General features: G+C 50.1%; 15 protein-coding genes and 1 other annotated feature. All 15 genes read right to left on the reverse strand.

From position 1 onward, the window contains the following. Window positions 1-6: 6 nt before the first annotated feature. The 15 genes from rpsG to MKZ15_RS20590 all read right to left on the reverse strand — a co-directional run bounded on the left by rpsG (window position 7) and on the right by MKZ15_RS20590 (window position 15,166). Entirely contained in the window at window positions 7-477 is a 471-nt protein-coding gene (gene rpsG / locus MKZ15_RS20520; RefSeq protein ID WP_091234482.1) for a 30S ribosomal protein S7, read from the reverse strand. Window positions 478-738: 261 nt separating this feature from the next. Continuing rightward, the gene (gene rpsL / locus MKZ15_RS20525) at window positions 739-1,161 is read right to left on the reverse strand and encodes a 30S ribosomal protein S12 (RefSeq protein WP_018753998.1); all 423 of its coding nucleotides are present in this window, start codon (window positions 1,159-1,161) and stop codon (window positions 739-741) included. Window positions 1,162-1,303: 142 nt separating this feature from the next. Continuing rightward, window positions 1,304-1,555 carry a ribosomal L7Ae/L30e/S12e/Gadd45 family protein gene (locus MKZ15_RS20530; RefSeq protein ID WP_193418678.1) on the reverse strand — a complete coding sequence of 84 codons (252 nt, stop codon included), beginning with the start codon at window positions 1,553-1,555 and terminating at the stop codon, window positions 1,304-1,306. A 176-nt stretch (window positions 1,556-1,731) separates the two neighbouring features. Further along, entirely contained in the window at window positions 1,732-5,346 is a 3,615-nt protein-coding gene (rpoC, locus tag MKZ15_RS20535) for a DNA-directed RNA polymerase subunit beta' (protein WP_339817720.1), read from the reverse strand. 45 nt (window positions 5,347-5,391) lie between these two features. Next, a complete protein-coding gene (gene rpoB / locus MKZ15_RS20540; protein WP_155608375.1) occupies window positions 5,392-8,937 on the reverse strand; it encodes a DNA-directed RNA polymerase subunit beta in 3,546 nt (1,181 codons plus the stop codon). 343 nt (window positions 8,938-9,280) lie between these two features. After that, window positions 9,281-9,880, reverse strand: coding sequence for a class I SAM-dependent methyltransferase (locus MKZ15_RS20545; RefSeq protein WP_193418672.1), 600 nt, complete (start codon window positions 9,878-9,880; stop codon window positions 9,281-9,283). 145 nt (window positions 9,881-10,025) lie between these two features. After that, on the reverse strand, window positions 10,026-10,391 hold the full coding sequence (gene rplL, locus MKZ15_RS20550) for a 50S ribosomal protein L7/L12 (protein WP_155608373.1): 366 nt from the start codon (window positions 10,389-10,391) through the stop codon (window positions 10,026-10,028). A 67-nt stretch (window positions 10,392-10,458) separates the two neighbouring features. Then, window positions 10,459-10,962, reverse strand: coding sequence for a 50S ribosomal protein L10 (rplJ, locus tag MKZ15_RS20555; RefSeq protein WP_193418670.1), 504 nt, complete (start codon window positions 10,960-10,962; stop codon window positions 10,459-10,461). A gap of 44 nt (window positions 10,963-11,006) precedes the next feature. Further along, window positions 11,007-11,159, reverse strand: a sequence feature (ribosomal protein L10 leader region). An 81-nt stretch (window positions 11,160-11,240) separates the two neighbouring features. Continuing rightward, on the reverse strand, window positions 11,241-11,933 hold the full coding sequence (gene rplA, locus MKZ15_RS20560) for a 50S ribosomal protein L1 (RefSeq protein ID WP_155608371.1): 693 nt from the start codon (window positions 11,931-11,933) through the stop codon (window positions 11,241-11,243). Window positions 11,934-12,013: 80 nt separating this feature from the next. Continuing rightward, the gene (gene rplK / locus MKZ15_RS20565) at window positions 12,014-12,439 is read right to left on the reverse strand and encodes a 50S ribosomal protein L11 (RefSeq protein ID WP_016310704.1); all 426 of its coding nucleotides are present in this window, start codon (window positions 12,437-12,439) and stop codon (window positions 12,014-12,016) included. Between the two features lie 76 nt (window positions 12,440-12,515). Beyond that, window positions 12,516-13,049, reverse strand: a complete 534-nt coding sequence (gene nusG / locus MKZ15_RS20570) for a transcription termination/antitermination protein NusG (protein ID WP_193418668.1) — start codon at window positions 13,047-13,049, stop codon at window positions 12,516-12,518. A 23-nt stretch (window positions 13,050-13,072) separates the two neighbouring features. After that, window positions 13,073-13,264 (reverse strand): preprotein translocase subunit SecE, encoded by a 192-nt coding sequence (gene secE / locus MKZ15_RS20575; protein WP_009226623.1) that lies wholly within the window; start codon window positions 13,262-13,264, stop codon window positions 13,073-13,075. Between the two features lie 21 nt (window positions 13,265-13,285). Next, a complete protein-coding gene (gene rpmG, locus MKZ15_RS20580; RefSeq protein ID WP_071784256.1) occupies window positions 13,286-13,435 on the reverse strand; it encodes a 50S ribosomal protein L33 in 150 nt (49 codons plus the stop codon). A 397-nt stretch (window positions 13,436-13,832) separates the two neighbouring features. Continuing rightward, window positions 13,833-14,483, reverse strand: a complete 651-nt coding sequence (sigH, locus tag MKZ15_RS20585; RefSeq protein ID WP_193418666.1) for an RNA polymerase sporulation sigma factor SigH — start codon at window positions 14,481-14,483, stop codon at window positions 13,833-13,835. 161 nt (window positions 14,484-14,644) lie between these two features. Then, the gene (locus tag MKZ15_RS20590) at window positions 14,645-15,166 is read right to left on the reverse strand and encodes an NYN domain-containing protein (protein WP_155608368.1); all 522 of its coding nucleotides are present in this window, start codon (window positions 15,164-15,166) and stop codon (window positions 14,645-14,647) included. Window positions 15,167-15,171 lie beyond the last annotated feature (5 nt).

The raw sequence follows: 15,171 nt of genomic DNA on the forward strand, positions 1-15,171 counted from the left end.
GTTATCCTACCAACGGTAGTGCGCGAACGCTTTGTTCGCTTCCGCCATCTTGTGCGTATCTTCGCGTTTCTTCACGGAAGCGCCTGTGTTGTTGGATGCATCGATGATCTCAGCAGCCAAACGTTCTTCCATCGTTTTCTCACCGCGGTTGCGGGAGTAGTTAACGAGCCAACGTAATCCCAAGGATGTACGTCTCTCTGGCTTAACCTCGATTGGAACCTGGTAGTTTGCGCCGCCGACACGACGAGCTTTAACTTCCAGTACAGGCATGATATTTTTGATCGCTGCTTCAAACACTTCCATAGGGTCATTCCCCGTACGTTCTTGAATGAGGTTGAACGCATTGTACAGAATGCTTTGAGCAACGCCGCGTTTACCGTCAAGCATGATGCGGTTGATCAAGCGAGTAACCAATTTGCTGTTATACACCGGATCTGGCAACACGTCTCTCTTCGTAACTGGACCTTTGCGTGGCATAGTTTGTTATCCCCCTTTCAACAATAATTAAAACCAAGTTGTAATTCAAAAAGTCGTCTTGCGATCACGAGGCAGGAACAGAGAAGCTTATTCGACATCGAATCTTGAATTCAGCCGGGCCTTCCGTTGCTCACGTAGATCTATCTACGCTCCGCTACTCAGTCCCTAGCTTCACCCAACCTTCTCGGTGCTCCAAACCCAACTTTTTGAACCTTCATTGAAATGCTAGTTCAGAAAGCCATCTTTCGATCGCGAATGATCTTAGGACTTCTTCGCTTTCGGACGTTTCGCGCCGTATTTGGAACGTGCTTGCATCCGATTGTTAACCCCAGCGGTATCCAAAGCTCCGCGTACGATATGGTAACGCACACCTGGAAGGTCTTTGACCCGGCCGCCACGAATCAGCACCACGCTGTGTTCTTGCAGGTTGTGACCGATCCCTGGAATGTAAGCCGTCACCTCTACACGGTTCGTCAAACGAACACGGGCATATTTACGAAGTGCGGAGTTCGGTTTCTTCGGAGTCATCGTACCTACACGAGTGCAGACACCGCGTTTTTGCGGAGAACTCAAATCCGTAGCCTCACGTTTCAGAGCATTAAAACCTCTTTGCAATGCTGGCGATTTGGATTTGTACACCTTATCTTGGCGTCCCTTACGTACTAATTGGTTAATAGTTGGCATGTTGTTGCCACCCCCTTCCTCAGAATTCATTTCACTTTACAAAGCTCTTGATTAAGCCCACAGACCCAGGCGGTTCATAAAAGAACAAAGGAAATGTTTTTGCCAAGGAGTCACCCTCATTAGCAAAAACATTTTCGATCAACTATGACTTTACAATCGCAGCCATCGCCGCTCCCACTTCAATCCCGCAAGCCTTGCCGAGATTGGCCATCGTATCCACATATGTGACTTTGACGGCGTGTTGGTTGCATAAAGCGACGACCCTTGATGTAAGACGCGGATCTGCATTCTCAGCAACGTAAACTTCCTCGGCCCGTCCAAGCTCGACCATTCGCATGGTTTGCTTGCTGCCGATCTTAACCGGTGCGTCCCGTAGTCCTTTATCATTAGACATCATGACGTCCTCCAAAGCACAGGGTTTATCCTTACTCACGCACTATGATATAGTATCACTCCGCTATAGCCGATGTCAAGCAAATTATTCAGCGGATTTCACCTAAGAAAACAGGCCGGCGCGCCCCGGAAACAACTTGCTTCAGGGCCGCGCCGGTAATAGCTTCGTTTAATTAGTTACTCTACGGAAACAGGCTCTAGGCTTTCTTCTGCTTTCTCGTCTTGCTCCGGTTCTTCAAATTGAATGCTGCGATAACGATTCATGCCGGTACCGGCCGGAATCAGCTTACCGATGATAACATTCTCTTTCAAACCGAGCAACTTATCGACTTTACCTTTGATGGCAGCGTCGGTAAGCACCCGCGTCGTTTCCTGGAAGGAAGCGGCGGACAGGAAGGAGTCGGTTTCCAGCGACGCTTTCGTAATCCCGAGCAGAACCGGTTTGGCAACCGCCGGCTCTTTCCCGGAGAGGATCGCGTCTTTGTTGGCGACTTCGTACTCGTGCAGGTCAACGAAAGAGCCTGGCAAGAGCGGCGTATCGCCGGCATCGACGATCCGGATCTTGCGCAGCATTTGGCGAATCATAACCTCAACGTGCTTATCGTTGATTTCTACGCCTTGGTTCCGGTATACGCGTTGTACTTCCTGCAGAATGTAGTTCTGTACGCCGCGGATCCCTTTGATGCGCAAAATTTCTTTCGGGTCGATCGAACCATCCGTCAACTCGTCGCCAGCTTCGATTTCATCGCCTTCGCTGACGCGCAAACGAGAACCGTAAGTGACGGAGTAAACCTTCGTTTCTGCTTCGCCTTGAACCTCGATTTCGCGGCGGTCCTTGGCTTCACGGATCTCCTTGATCACGCCGTCGATCTCACTGATCGTTGCTTGACCTTTCGGATTCCGAGCTTCGAACAACTCCTGAATCCGCGGAAGACCTTGGGTAATATCGTCACCCGCAACGCCCCCGGTATGGAACGTACGCATGGTGAGCTGTGTCCCTGGTTCACCGATCGATTGAGCCGCGATGATCCCGACAGCTTCCCCGATTTCCACGTGTTTCCCGGTGGCCAGGTTGCGTCCGTAGCACTTCTTGCACACGCCATGACGGGCACGGCAGCTGAGCACGGAACGGATCTGCAGCTTAGCAATGCCTGCATTTACGATTTCATGCGCTTTATCGGAGTCGATCAATTCATTGCGATGAATGATGATCTCACCCGTTTTCGGATGCTTGATCGTTTCAAACGAGTAGCGGCCTTCGATCCGGTCGTACAGGTCCTCGATGACTTCTTTACCATCTTGAATCACGCTAACGGTAAAGCCTTTATCCGTACCGCAATCTTCTTCGCGAACGATAACGTCCTGGGCCACGTCGACAAGTCGGCGTGTCAAGTAACCGGAGTCGGCAGTCCGCAGCGCGGTATCGGCCAAACCTTTACGCGCACCGTGCGTCGACAAGAAGTACTCGAGGACGGTCAGGCCTTCGCGGAAGTTCGATTTAATTGGGAGCTCGATGATCCGACCCGCCGGGTTGGCCATCAGACCCCGCATACCGCCCAGCTGGGTGATCTGCGATTTGTTACCGCGTGCCTTGGAGTCAACCATGAGCATGATGGAATTGTAGCGATCCATCGATTTCATGAGCACTTCGGTGATTTGATCCTTACATTTAGACCAGATATCAATAACGCGGTCATACCGTTCTTCGTTGGTGATCAAACCGCGACGGTATTGGTTCGTTACAACACGGACTTTCTCATCGGAATCACGCAGGATTTCCTGCTTCTCCTGAGGCACGATAACGTCCGCCACCGCGATACTTACACCCGCACGAGTCGAGTAAGTAAAACCGGTTTGCTTGATTCTGTCCAGTATGACGGAGGTTTCCGTCGTATGGTAGATTTCGAAGCAGCGGCCGATAATTTCGCCGAGGTATTCCTTGCCGACACCGCCTGCTAGCGGAGCAGCCATGATACGTTCCAGAACATTGGCGCCTTTATCATGGATAAAGTAATGATCCGGCGTTCCTTGGAACAAGTTCACCCGAGTTGCTTCGTTGATATATGGGAAACTAGCCGGGAAAATCTCATTGAAAATGATTTTACCCACGGTCGTGATCAGCAAAGCATTTTGCTGTGCTTCCGTAAAGCTGGTTTTGCCCAACGCTTTAGTTGGAATCGCTACCCGCGCATGCAGAGAAGCCGTTCCGCGTTGATAAGCCGATACCGCTTCGTTAATCGAAGACAGAATCATGCCGGCGCCTTTGGCTTCCTTGTTATCCATCGTCAGATAGTAGGAGCCGAGGACCATGTCCTGCGAAGGCGTAACGACAGGTTTACCGTCTTTCGGGTTCAAAATGTTGCCCGATGCCAGCATCAAGATACGAGCTTCCGCTTGAGCTTCCGCAGACAACGGCACGTGAACAGCCATTTGGTCACCGTCGAAGTCGGCATTGTACGCCGTACAAACGAGCGGATGCAGACGGATGGCACGGCCCTCAACCAGAATCGGTTCGAACGCCTGGATACCGAGACGGTGAAGCGTAGGTGCGCGGTTCAAGAGAACCGGATGCTCCTTAATGACTTCTTCGAGCACGTCCCAAACTTCCGGACTGACACGTTCAACTTTGCGTTTTGCGCTCTTGATGTTATGGGCCAAACCTTTGTTAACCAGCTCTTTCATGACGAAAGGCTTGAACAACTCCAGCGCCATTTCCTTCGGCAAACCGCATTGGTACATTTTCAGATACGGGCCTACAACGATAACAGAACGACCGGAGTAGTCAACCCGTTTCCCGAGCAGGTTCTGCCGGAACCGACCTTGTTTCCCTTTGAGCATATGGCTCAGGGATTTCAAGGGACGGTTGCCCGGACCTGTAACTGGACGCCCGCGGCGACCGTTGTCGATCAGAGCGTCAACAGCTTCCTGCAACATGCGTTTCTCGTTTTGAACAATGATGTCCGGCGCGCCCAGGTCAAGCAGACGTTTCAACCGGTTGTTCCGGTTGATGACGCGGCGATACAAATCGTTCAAGTCGGACGTTGCAAAACGGCCGCCATCGAGCTGAACCATCGGGCGCAGTTCCGGCGGAATCACCGGAAGCACGTCGAGGATCATCCACTCCGGCTCATTGCCGGAGCTTTTGAACGCTTCGATGACTTCTAAACGTTTGATTGCACGGTTACGGCGTTGACCTTGGGCCGTGCGTAATTCTTCCTTCAGAAAATCAAGTTCTTTGTCGATATCGAGATCCTGGAGCAGCTTCTTCACCGCTTCCGCACCCATGCCGGCTTGGAATCCGTAGCCGTATTTCTCGCGGTAGCTGCGGTATTCTTTCTCGGACAATAGTTGTTTTTTCTCCAACGGCGTTTCGCCTGGATCCGTTACGACATAAGATGCAAAATAAATGATCTCTTCCAAGGAACGCGGAGACATGTCGAGCGCAAGGCCCATCCGGCTCGGGATCCCTTTGAAGTACCAAATATGAGACACCGGCGCTGCCAGTTCGATATGCCCCATCCGTTCGCGGCGCACTTTAGCGCGAGTAACCTCAACGCCGCAGCGGTCGCAGACGACGCCTTTGTAGCGAACGCGTTTATATTTACCGCAATGACATTCCCAGTCTTTGGTTGGGCCAAAAATCTTTTCGCAGAACAGCCCTTCCTTCTCTGGTTTCAACGTACGGTAGTTGATCGTTTCCGGTTTCTTCACTTCTCCGCGGGACCAAGAACGAATTTTATCTGGGGAAGCAAGCCCAATTTTCATAAACTCGAAGTTGTTGACGTCCAACAAGGAGCATCCCTCCTTAACCAAGTCCTGATTTGACTGTATAACGCTCTATTCTACGCCGACTTCTGCGCCTTCCAGATTGAGACTAAGCTTGTCGCCCGACGCATCGTCCTCGTCGTCGATCTCTTTCATCTCGATCTCTTCTTCGTTCTCGGTCAGGATCTTGACGTCCATACCTAAGCTTTGCAGCTCCTTGATCAAGACCTTAAACGATTCAGGCACGCCCGGTTCAGGCACGTTTTCTCCTTTGACGATGGATTCGTAGGTTTTCACCCGGCCCACCACGTCGTCCGATTTGACGGTAAGAATCTCTTGCAGCGTATAAGCGGCGCCATAAGCTTCCAGCGCCCACACTTCCATCTCCCCGAAACGCTGACCGCCGAACTGAGCTTTACCACCCAGCGGCTGCTGCGTAACGAGCGAGTAAGGACCTGTCGAACGAGCATGGATTTTATCGTCAACCATGTGTGCGAGTTTAATCATGTGCATGACGCCGACGGTGACTTCGCGTTCAAACGGTTCGCCTGTCCGGCCGTCGTATAGGATCGTTTTACCGTTACGTTGCATACCGGCTTCTTCCATCGTGTCAAACACATCTTCTTCGTTCGCTCCGTCGAATACCGGCGTAGCTACGTGAATACCCATTTGCAATGCAGCCATACCCAGGTGGATTTCCAGCACCTGCCCAATGTTCATCCGCGAAGGTACGCCCAGCGGATTCAGGACAACCTGTACCGGTGTTCCATCCGGCATGAACGGCATATCTTCTTCCGGCAAAATACGAGCCACGACCCCTTTGTTACCATGGCGTCCGGCCATTTTATCGCCTTCGGAGATTTTCCGTTTTTGCGCAATGTATACGCGAACGAGTTGATTCACGCCCGGCGGCAATTCATCACCGTTATCGCGGGTGAACACCTTCACATCGACGACAATCCCGTCCGTACCGTGCGGCACTCGCAGAGAAGTATCGCGGACTTCGCGAGCCTTCTCCCCGAAGATCGCGTGCAACAGGCGTTCTTCTGCCGTCAGTTCGGTTACGCCCTTCGGCGTCACTTTCCCGACCAGGATATCGCCAGCGGCAATTTCTGCGCCGACGCGGATAATCCCGCGTTCATCCAGGTTACGCAACGCTTCTTCGCCGACATTCGGAATGTCGCGGGTAATTTCTTCCGGCCCCAGCTTCGTATCGCGGGCTTCGGATTCGTATTCCTCGATGTGGATCGAAGTGTATACATCCTCCTTCACCAACTTCTCACTAAGCAGGATCGCATCCTCGTAGTTGTAGCCTTCCCAAGTCATGAAGGCAACGACTACGTTACGGCCGAGTGCCAATTCACCCATTTCGGTCGAAGGACCATCCGCCAGGATGTCACCTTTCTTGATGACTTCTCCCCGCTTCACAATCGGACGTTGGTTAATGCAGGTTCCTTGGTTAGAACGCATAAATTTGTGTAATTTATGTTTAACAAGGTCGCCTTTGACTTCCTTGCCATCCACGACTTCAACGCGGCGCAGCCAAATTTCGTTAGCCGCCGAACGCTCGATGATCCCATCATATTTCGACACAATGCAGACACCAGAGTCTTTGGCCGATTTATGTTCCATCCCGGTTCCGACGAGCGGAGCCTTCGGAATGAGCAACGGTACCGCTTGACGCTGCATGTTCGAACCCATAAGCGCACGGTTCGAGTCGTCATTTTCCAAGAACGGAATCAGCGCCGTCGCGACGGATACGACCTGTTTCGGCGAAATATCCATGTAATCTACACGGCTGCTCGGCATGGTCAAGATGTTATCCGACTGTTTGTTGTAACGAACGATAACCGATTCGTCTTCGAACTTGTTATCTTCGGTCAACTTCGCATTGGCCTGGGCAATGATATAGTTATCTTCCTCATCTGCCGTCAGGTAAGCGACTTGATCGGTAACGACTCCTGTCTTCGGATCAACCCAACGATACGGAGCTTCAATAAAGCCGTACTCGTTAATTCTCGCAAACGTCGACAAGGAGTTAATCAAACCGATGTTCGGACCTTCCGGCGTTTCGATCGGACACATCCGTCCATAGTGGGACGGGTGAACGTCACGGACTTCCATGCCGGCGCGTTCCCGAGTCAAACCACCAGGACCCAGTGCGGACAAACGGCGTTTGTGAGTCAACTCAGCAAGCGGGTTCGTTTGGTCCATGAACTGCGACAATTGCGAGCTGCCGAAGAACTCTTTAATCGATGCGATGACCGGACGAATGTTGATCAAAGCTTGCGGCGTGATCACATTAGCGTCTTGAATCGACATTCTTTCGCGCACGACGCGTTCCATCCGGGACAAGCCAATGCGGAATTGGTTCTGCAGGAGCTCACCGACCGAACGCAAACGGCGGTTGCCAAGATGGTCGATATCGTCCGTGCTGCCGATGCCGTGCAGTAAATTGATAAAATAGCTGATTGAAGAAATAATATCAGCAGGAGTGATATGCTTCACCGATTTATCGATGTTGCGATTCGCGATCACCTTAACCACTTTACCGTCTTCAATCGGCGAGAATACGTCGATGGTTTGCAGAGGTACATCATCTGCATCAAGCACACCGCCGGCAACATGGTAATTCTTGAAACCAACGTTGTTCTCAAGATGCGGCAAAATCTCGTCCAACAGACGACGATCCACCATTTGGCCGGCTTCGGCAATGATTTCACCCGTGTTCGTATCGATCAACGACTCAGCGAGACGTTGGTTGAACAAACGGTTTTTGATATGCAGCTTTTTATTGATTTTGTAACGACCGACATTGGCCAGATCGTAACGTTTTGGATCGAAGAAGCGGGCCACGAGCAAGCTCTTCGCATTTTCTAGTGTCGGCGGCTCGCCTGGACGCAGACGTTCGTAAATCTCGATCAGCGCTTTCTCCGTCGAATCCGTATTGTCCTTGTCAAGCGTATTGCGGATATATTCGTCGTTGCCGAGCAACTCCAAAATTTCCGCATCGGTTCCGAAACCAAGCGCACGAAGCAACACGGTCACCGGAATTTTACGAGTACGATCGATCCGCACGTAAATAATATCCTTCGCATCCGTCTCCAATTCGAGCCAAGCGCCGCGGTTCGGAATAACGGTTGCGGTATACATTTTCTTACCGTTCTTATCCACTTTCGTGCTGAAATAGACGCTAGGAGAGCGAACCAACTGGCTGACAATAACCCGTTCCGCACCGTTAATAATGAACGTGCCGGTTTCGGTCATCAGCGGGAAATCTCCCATGAATACTTCCTGCTCTTTGACTTCGCCGGTTTCCTTATTAATAAGCCGGACTTTTACCCGAAGCGGCGCCGCATAGGTAACGTCGCGTTCCTTCGCGTCATCCACCGTATACTTCGGTTCGCCCAGGCTGTAATCGATAAACTCCAACACCAGATTCCCGGTGAAATCCTGAATCGGCGAGATATCTTGGAACATTTCCCGAAGGCCTTCTTCCAAGAACCACTCATAGGATTTCTGCTGGATTTCGATCAGGTTCGGTACTTCGAGTATCTCGTTAATTCGCGCATAACTACGCCGAGTGCGTCGACCATATTGAACAAGATGTCCTGCCAACTTAAACTCACCCCTCATGTCTACTCACTTTAAAAATACATTGCGAACCCGTGTTTGTGCCCTTATAATAGGACCATACGGATTCATCCACAAATAAAGAAAAGCCCTTATCGAATGCTTTCGAAAAAAGAGCATCATTTATCCGTGTCTGTTTCTGCTCTGATGTCCCCGTATTTATTAGTTTATCCAAAATGTGCATATTATACGTAAAACAACACATTTTTATGCATTGTTTTCGCAAAGCTATTGACATTTCACCAAACTAAAGCCACCGAGGGCATCCTAATGCTGACATTTTATAATAATAACATATCGATTTTGTCAAGTCAACCTTAATTCCATCTCAGGCTTTGACCGCTTTAAAGATGCGGTACCCCTTCTCCTTCGTCACTTCCTCCACCCGTGCAAAAAGAGTCTCCAACTTCTCCTTCGCCGATGGTGCACCTTGCTTCTTCTGAATAACTACCCATAGGGATCCGCCTGAACGCAAGCGTTCAAAGGCACCTTCAAAGATCGCATGAACCGTGGCTTTGCCGGCGCGAATCGGTGGATTGGTCAGCACAACGTCAAATTGCCGGTTTCCTACGGCCGAGAACAAATCGCTTTCCGTAATCGTCACGTTGTTCACGCCATTGGCAGCCGCATTTTCCTTGGCCAATTCCACGGCACGTGAGTTCACGTCGATCATCATCACATGCCCCCGGTTAGCCAGCTTGGCAGCCGCAAGTCCAATCGGTCCGTAACCACAGCCAACATCAAGCACTTCGGAATCTTCCGGAATGTCCATCGATTCGATCAATGTACGGCTTCCGAAATCAACGCCCCCTTTGGCAAATACGCCCGCATCACTCACAAAGCGAAAGGTTTGTCCCCTCAACTTAGCGTCCCAAGTCTTACGATCATGAGCTGCGGTCGGCTTGTTGGAGTAGTAGTGATCTGACATGATTACGTGTTCCCTCCATTATTTCTTAGGATCAATTCACGGTCCGTCCCCTATTATATCCATTCCTGCTCCCTCAAATAAGAGGGTGATAGGCAACAAACCCCTTGAATCAAGTTCAAGGGGTTTGTTATAGGAGAAGTAGTGATTACTTCACTTCTACAGTTGCGCCTGCTTCTTCCAATTTGGCTTTAACGCCGTCTGCTTCTTCTTTACCCACTTTTTCTTTCAGTGGTTTTGGTGCGTTGTCAACCAAGTCTTTTGCTTCTTTCAAGCCGAGGCCTGTGATTTCACGAACCACTTTGATAACGTTGATTTTGGAAGCACCAGCGTTAGTCAGGATTACGTCGAATTCAGTTTGCTCTTCAGCTGCTGCAGCACCGCCGCCGCCGCCAGCTACAACAACCGGAGCTGCTGCAGTTACGCCGAATTCTTCTTCGATTGCTTTAACGAGATCGTTCAGTTCAAGAACGGTCATACCTTTGATTGCTTCCAAGATTGCTTCTTTACTCATGGTAGAACCTCCATTATATAATAGTTTATTTTTTGCGAATCAGATGACTTGCTTTCGCAAGGCTAACTTACGCGCTTGCTTCTTCTTTCTCGGCGACGGCTTTGACAGCCAGTGCGAAGTTGCGCACCGGTGCTTGAAGCACGCTGAGGAGCATCGAAAGGAGACCTTCGCGGGACGGAAGATCCGCCAGCGCTTTGATTTGGTCGACGCCAACAACACGGCCTTCAACCACGCCACCTTTCACTTTCAGGGCATCGTTCTTCTTGGCGAAATCGCTCAAGATTTTAGCTGGAGCCACTGCATCTTCTGCACTGAACGCGATGGCCGTAGGACCGGTCAACACTTCGTCCAGCTCAGTCAATTCCGCAGCAGCTGTTGCGCGGCGAACGAGCGTGTTCTTAAGCACTTGGAATTCCACGCCAGCTTCACGAAGCTGTTTGCGGAGTTCAGTAACTTGAGCAACATTCAATCCGCGATAGTCCGCAACGACGGTCGTTGCGCTTTCGCGCAATTTAGACGTTACAGCGTCAACGGCTTCTTGTTTTGCTTGAATGACATTTGCGTTTGCCAAACTGCACACCTCCTATTAGATTCATGAGCCTCTTGCTACTTCCGCAAGGCATTGAAAAAAGCCTCCGCAGAATCACGAAGGCTTGATGGATCATCTGCACACAGCAACGCTGTATCCATTGACGTTCTATCACAACACCTCGGTAGGGAATTAAGCCTTACGGCACCTACTGTCTACGGTAAGCATATTCTTATTTAAGTCTCACATAAAACAACTGTTTCAGTATACCAAGGGCGACACTAGTGTGTCAATCCCCGATCCGCAAAGTGCGGGAGGTATTATCTGTAAACGGCCGTATTCACGCGAGCGCTTGGGCCCATGGTCGAAGAAATCGCGATATTCTTCAAGTAAACGCCCTTAGCAGCAGCCGGTTTAGCCCGGTTCAATGCGTCGATGAGAGCTTTGAGGTTCTCATTCAATTGTTCGGAAGTAAACGATACTTTACCGATCGGCGCATGAATTTGGCCCGCTTTGTCCAGACGGTACTCGATTTTACCCGCTTTGATTTCTTGAACGGCTTTAGCTACGTCAAACGTAACTGTGCCTGCTTTCGGGTTAGGCATAAGGCCTTTACCGCCGAGCAGACGGCCAAGTTTACCAACTTCGCTCATCATGTCCGGTGTAGCCACGCAGACATCGAACTCGAACCAGCCTTGTTGGATTTTGTTGATCATGTCTTGATCGCCGACGAAATCTGCTCCGGCCGCTTCCGCTTCCTTTGCTTTGTCGCCTTTGGCGAACACCAATACGCGTTGGGTTTTGCCCGTGCCATGCGGCAGAACAACGACACCACGAACGGCTTGGTCTTGTTTACGAGGGTCTACGCCCAAGCGAACTGCAGCTTCAACGGTTTCGTCGAATTTAGCAGTCGCTGCCTTTTTCACCAGTTCAACGGCTTCAGAAGGCTCATATGTCGCTTCGCTGTCAATCAGCTTAGCGGCTTCCAGGTATTTCTTACCGTGTTTAGCCATGAATTCGTCCTCCTTTGTGGTATTAGCGGAAACTCCTCCCACTTGAGAATGGAGTTTGACCTCCATTCGAGGATCCAAGATTAGTCTTGAATCGTGATGCCCATGCTGCGAGCGGTACCTTCAACCATACGCATAGCCGCTTCAACGGATGCTGCGTTCAGGTCAGGCATTTTTTGCTCCGCGATTTGACGAACGGTGTCGCGTTTCACGGTAGCCACTTTCTTCTTGTTCGGTTCGCCGGAACCCTTCTCGATCTTCGCTGCAACGCGAAGCAGAACGGCTGCCGGAGGAGTTTTGGTGATGAAAGTAAAAGAACGGTCTTCAAACACCGAAATTTCAACCGGAATGATCAAACCTGCTTGATCGGCGGTACGTGCGTTAAACTCCTTACAGAATGCCATGATGTTGACACCTGCTTGACCCAACGCCGGACCTACCGGAGGTGCAGGGTTCGCTTTACCTGCAGGAATTTGCAGTTTTACCACTTTAATAACTTTTTTCGCCATGTAAAACACCTCCTTGCCCTAATTGTGGTAGACGGAACTGATACCAGCCCCTCCCACTTTGAAACCCTAAGAAACCTTATATCTTCTCCACTTGAGTGTAATCCAGTTCAAGCGGGGTTTCTCGTCCAAACATGTTGACGTGAACCTTGACCTTGCTTTTCTCGGTAAGAATCTCTTCCACCGAGCCAACAAAATTGGCAAACGGACCAACCTTGATGCGCACGGATTCTTTGAGCTCGAATTCGATGACCGGCTTCGGCTCCTCCATCCCCATATGCGCCAAGATCTGTTCCACTTCTTCAGGGAGCAGCGGCGTAGGTTTGGAACCAGAACCCGTAGAGCCAACAAACCCGGTGACTCCCGGCGTGTTGCGAACAACATACCAAGAATCGTCGGTTTGGATCATTTCCACCAAGACATACCCGGGGTAAACTTTACGCATGACGGTCTTCTTCTTCCCGTCTTTGTTTACCACTTCTTCTTCCATCGGAACAAGAACGCGGAATATCTTGTCTTCCATGCCCATAGACTCGACGCGTTTTTCTAAATTGGCTTTGACTTTGTTCTCATACCCGGAATAGGTATGAACGACATACCATCTTTTTTCCATATCAAGCCACCTAGGGACCCTTCTTAAATTATCGCTTCGATCACAGCAGAGATGCCGATGTCCAGAACCCAAAAATAAATCGCGACAACGGTAATTGTACCGAGCACAATCAGCGTATAATTAGTCAGCTCTTTACGATTAGGCCAGCGAACCTTTTTAAGCTCAGCCCAGCTCTCAGAGAAAAAAGAAAACAACGACTTAAAACTACGTTTCATGCGCGACTACACCTCCAAAGACTATCTGGTTTCGCGATGAGGAACTTGCTCGTTACAGAACTTGCAAAATTTCTTCATCTCCATGCGGTCGGGGTGGTTACGCTTGTTTTTCGTTGTCGTGTAGTTTCTTTGTTTGCAATTCGTACAAGCCAACGTAATTATTACCCGCATGATGTGCACCTCCCGAAGACATTCTAAATGAGCTGTCTCTATATTGACCTAAATCAAATGTTTGTCACCTAAAAAAGGGAAACACAAAATTAGGCCTACCTAAAACACTTTATCACATGGCACTACCCGTGTCAACGAGACATCAAGCCAACCTCTTCGATTATTTATAGTATAGCTCACGAATTTGGAAGATAAACCCTTGAGAGAGAAATCCGTAGGGGAAACGCTGAAGAGAAGCAGGGGAGAAGAAACGGGATTCGGTCAGTAAATCCGCTTAGTTGCGGCCGTTCTGAATCTTTGGAGTGTCGATATTTTGTGGTAAAAAAAGGGCCTCCTGCAACCAGGCAACCCTTGAGTCTACTTGTTTATGTAAGACCTAATTAAAATGAAAATAAGTTCAAATGCTGCCGTCGCGCACTTCCAGATAACGTTCCAGCTTACGCTTTACGCGCTGCAGGGCATTATCGATCGATTTAACGTGGCGATTCAAATCCACTGCGATTTCCTGATAGGATCTACCGTCCAAATACAGCATCAGCACTTTACGCTCCAGATCACTGAGAATTTCGGACATCTTGTCCTCTAGGCCGGTAAACTCTTCTTGATTAATGATCAACTCTTCCGGGTCACTCACCTGAGTGCCGCAAATGACGTCGAGTAACGTCCGATCCGATTCCTCATCGTAGATCGGCTTGTCCAATGAAACGTACGAGTTGAGTGGAATATGCTTCTGCCTCGTTGCCGTCTTAATCGCGGTGATAATTTGGCGCGTGATGCACAACTCCGCGAACGCTTTGAAAGAAGCGAGCTTATCCCCCCGAAAGTCCCGGATCGATTTGTAGAGTCCGATCATACCTTCCTGGATGATGTCTTCGCGATCGGCGCCGATGAGAAAATAAGACCTAGCCTTGGCGCGCACGAAGCTCCGATACTTGTTAATCAAGTACTCCAACGCTTCACTGTCGCCTTCCCGAACCGCCTCGACAATGTCTTCGTCACTTTGGATCTCATAGTCAAACCTTACCCATGTTTCGAGTTTGACACTCACCACAAATCCCTCCGGCCGCAACGCACGGTTCCCCGTCACTCATTCAAGTAATACGAACAGTATATATGAAGGTGCATATTAGCGTCAACCGCAAAAGTACCAAAAGATGTAAAGTCGAACTTTGTCAAGGGCATTTGGTAGCAGAACTTGAGAATGCCCTTTCATTCCCTGCGCCATCGTTCGAACAGCTTACGCTGCTCTGGCGTCAGCTTGGCATCTAGTGTATTGCGGCTAGAATTCGCGCTGCGCTCGGCGATTTTAGCCTGGATTTCCTTCTCGCTTTGCTCCACTTGGATTAAGAGTTCTCGAGCCGATACCCGCAACGCCCCCTGACCAAAAATCACGTGTTGCTCTACCATATCGCTCGTTGCAACATAAATCTGCCGACGACGGTGCTTGAGCTCACCGACCAGCCGTTCTATACATTCGTCCGCTGTTTCCTTCTCCTTCGTAAAATACATCTCTACCTTGTTTTGGGAATAGGCCTTCCCAAGCCCCGGAACCCGATAAGCATCAAAAACGACGATCACCTTTCTTCCAGAAAAGGCTTGATAATCGGCGAGCCGCTCAAGCAATCTGTCCCTTGCGGCCTGCAGGTCCCGTTTGGACAGTTCGGCCAGTTCAGCCCACCCGCCGATCATGTTGTATCCGTCAACCAATAGCACATCGCGCAAATCGCGCATGGCCT

Source organism: Paenibacillus sp. FSL R7-0216, assembly GCF_037969915.1.
Classification (GTDB): Bacteria; Bacillota; Bacilli; order Paenibacillales; family Paenibacillaceae; genus Fontibacillus; species Fontibacillus rhizolycopersici.

What these genes read in the sequence shown, in the direction of transcription:
- rpsG (WP_091234482.1), bottom strand. Translation starts at nt 477, where the DNA reads ATGCCACGCAAAGGTCCAGTTACGAAGAGAGACGTGTTGCCAGATCCG.
- rpsL (WP_018753998.1), bottom strand. Translation starts at nt 1,161, where the DNA reads ATGCCAACTATTAACCAATTAGTACGTAAGGGACGCCAAGATAAGGTG.
- MKZ15_RS20530 (WP_193418678.1), bottom strand. Translation starts at nt 1,555, where the DNA reads ATGTCTAATGATAAAGGACTACGGGACGCACCGGTTAAGATCGGCAGC.
- MKZ15_RS20545 (WP_193418672.1), bottom strand. Translation starts at nt 9,880, where the DNA reads ATGTCAGATCACTACTACTCCAACAAGCCGACCGCAGCTCATGATCGT.
- rplL (WP_155608373.1), bottom strand. Translation starts at nt 10,391, where the DNA reads ATGAGTAAAGAAGCAATCTTGGAAGCAATCAAAGGTATGACCGTTCTT.
- rplA (WP_155608371.1), bottom strand. Translation starts at nt 11,933, where the DNA reads ATGGCTAAACACGGTAAGAAATACCTGGAAGCCGCTAAGCTGATTGAC.
- rplK (WP_016310704.1), bottom strand. Translation starts at nt 12,439, where the DNA reads ATGGCGAAAAAAGTTATTAAAGTGGTAAAACTGCAAATTCCTGCAGGT.
- nusG (WP_193418668.1), bottom strand. Translation starts at nt 13,049, where the DNA reads ATGGAAAAAAGATGGTATGTCGTTCATACCTATTCCGGGTATGAGAAC.
- secE (WP_009226623.1), bottom strand. Translation starts at nt 13,264, where the DNA reads ATGAAACGTAGTTTTAAGTCGTTGTTTTCTTTTTTCTCTGAGAGCTGG.
- rpmG (WP_071784256.1), bottom strand. Translation starts at nt 13,435, where the DNA reads ATGCGGGTAATAATTACGTTGGCTTGTACGAATTGCAAACAAAGAAAC.
- MKZ15_RS20590 (WP_155608368.1), bottom strand. Translation starts at nt 15,166, where the DNA reads ATGCGCGATTTGCGCGATGTGCTATTGGTTGACGGATACAACATGATC.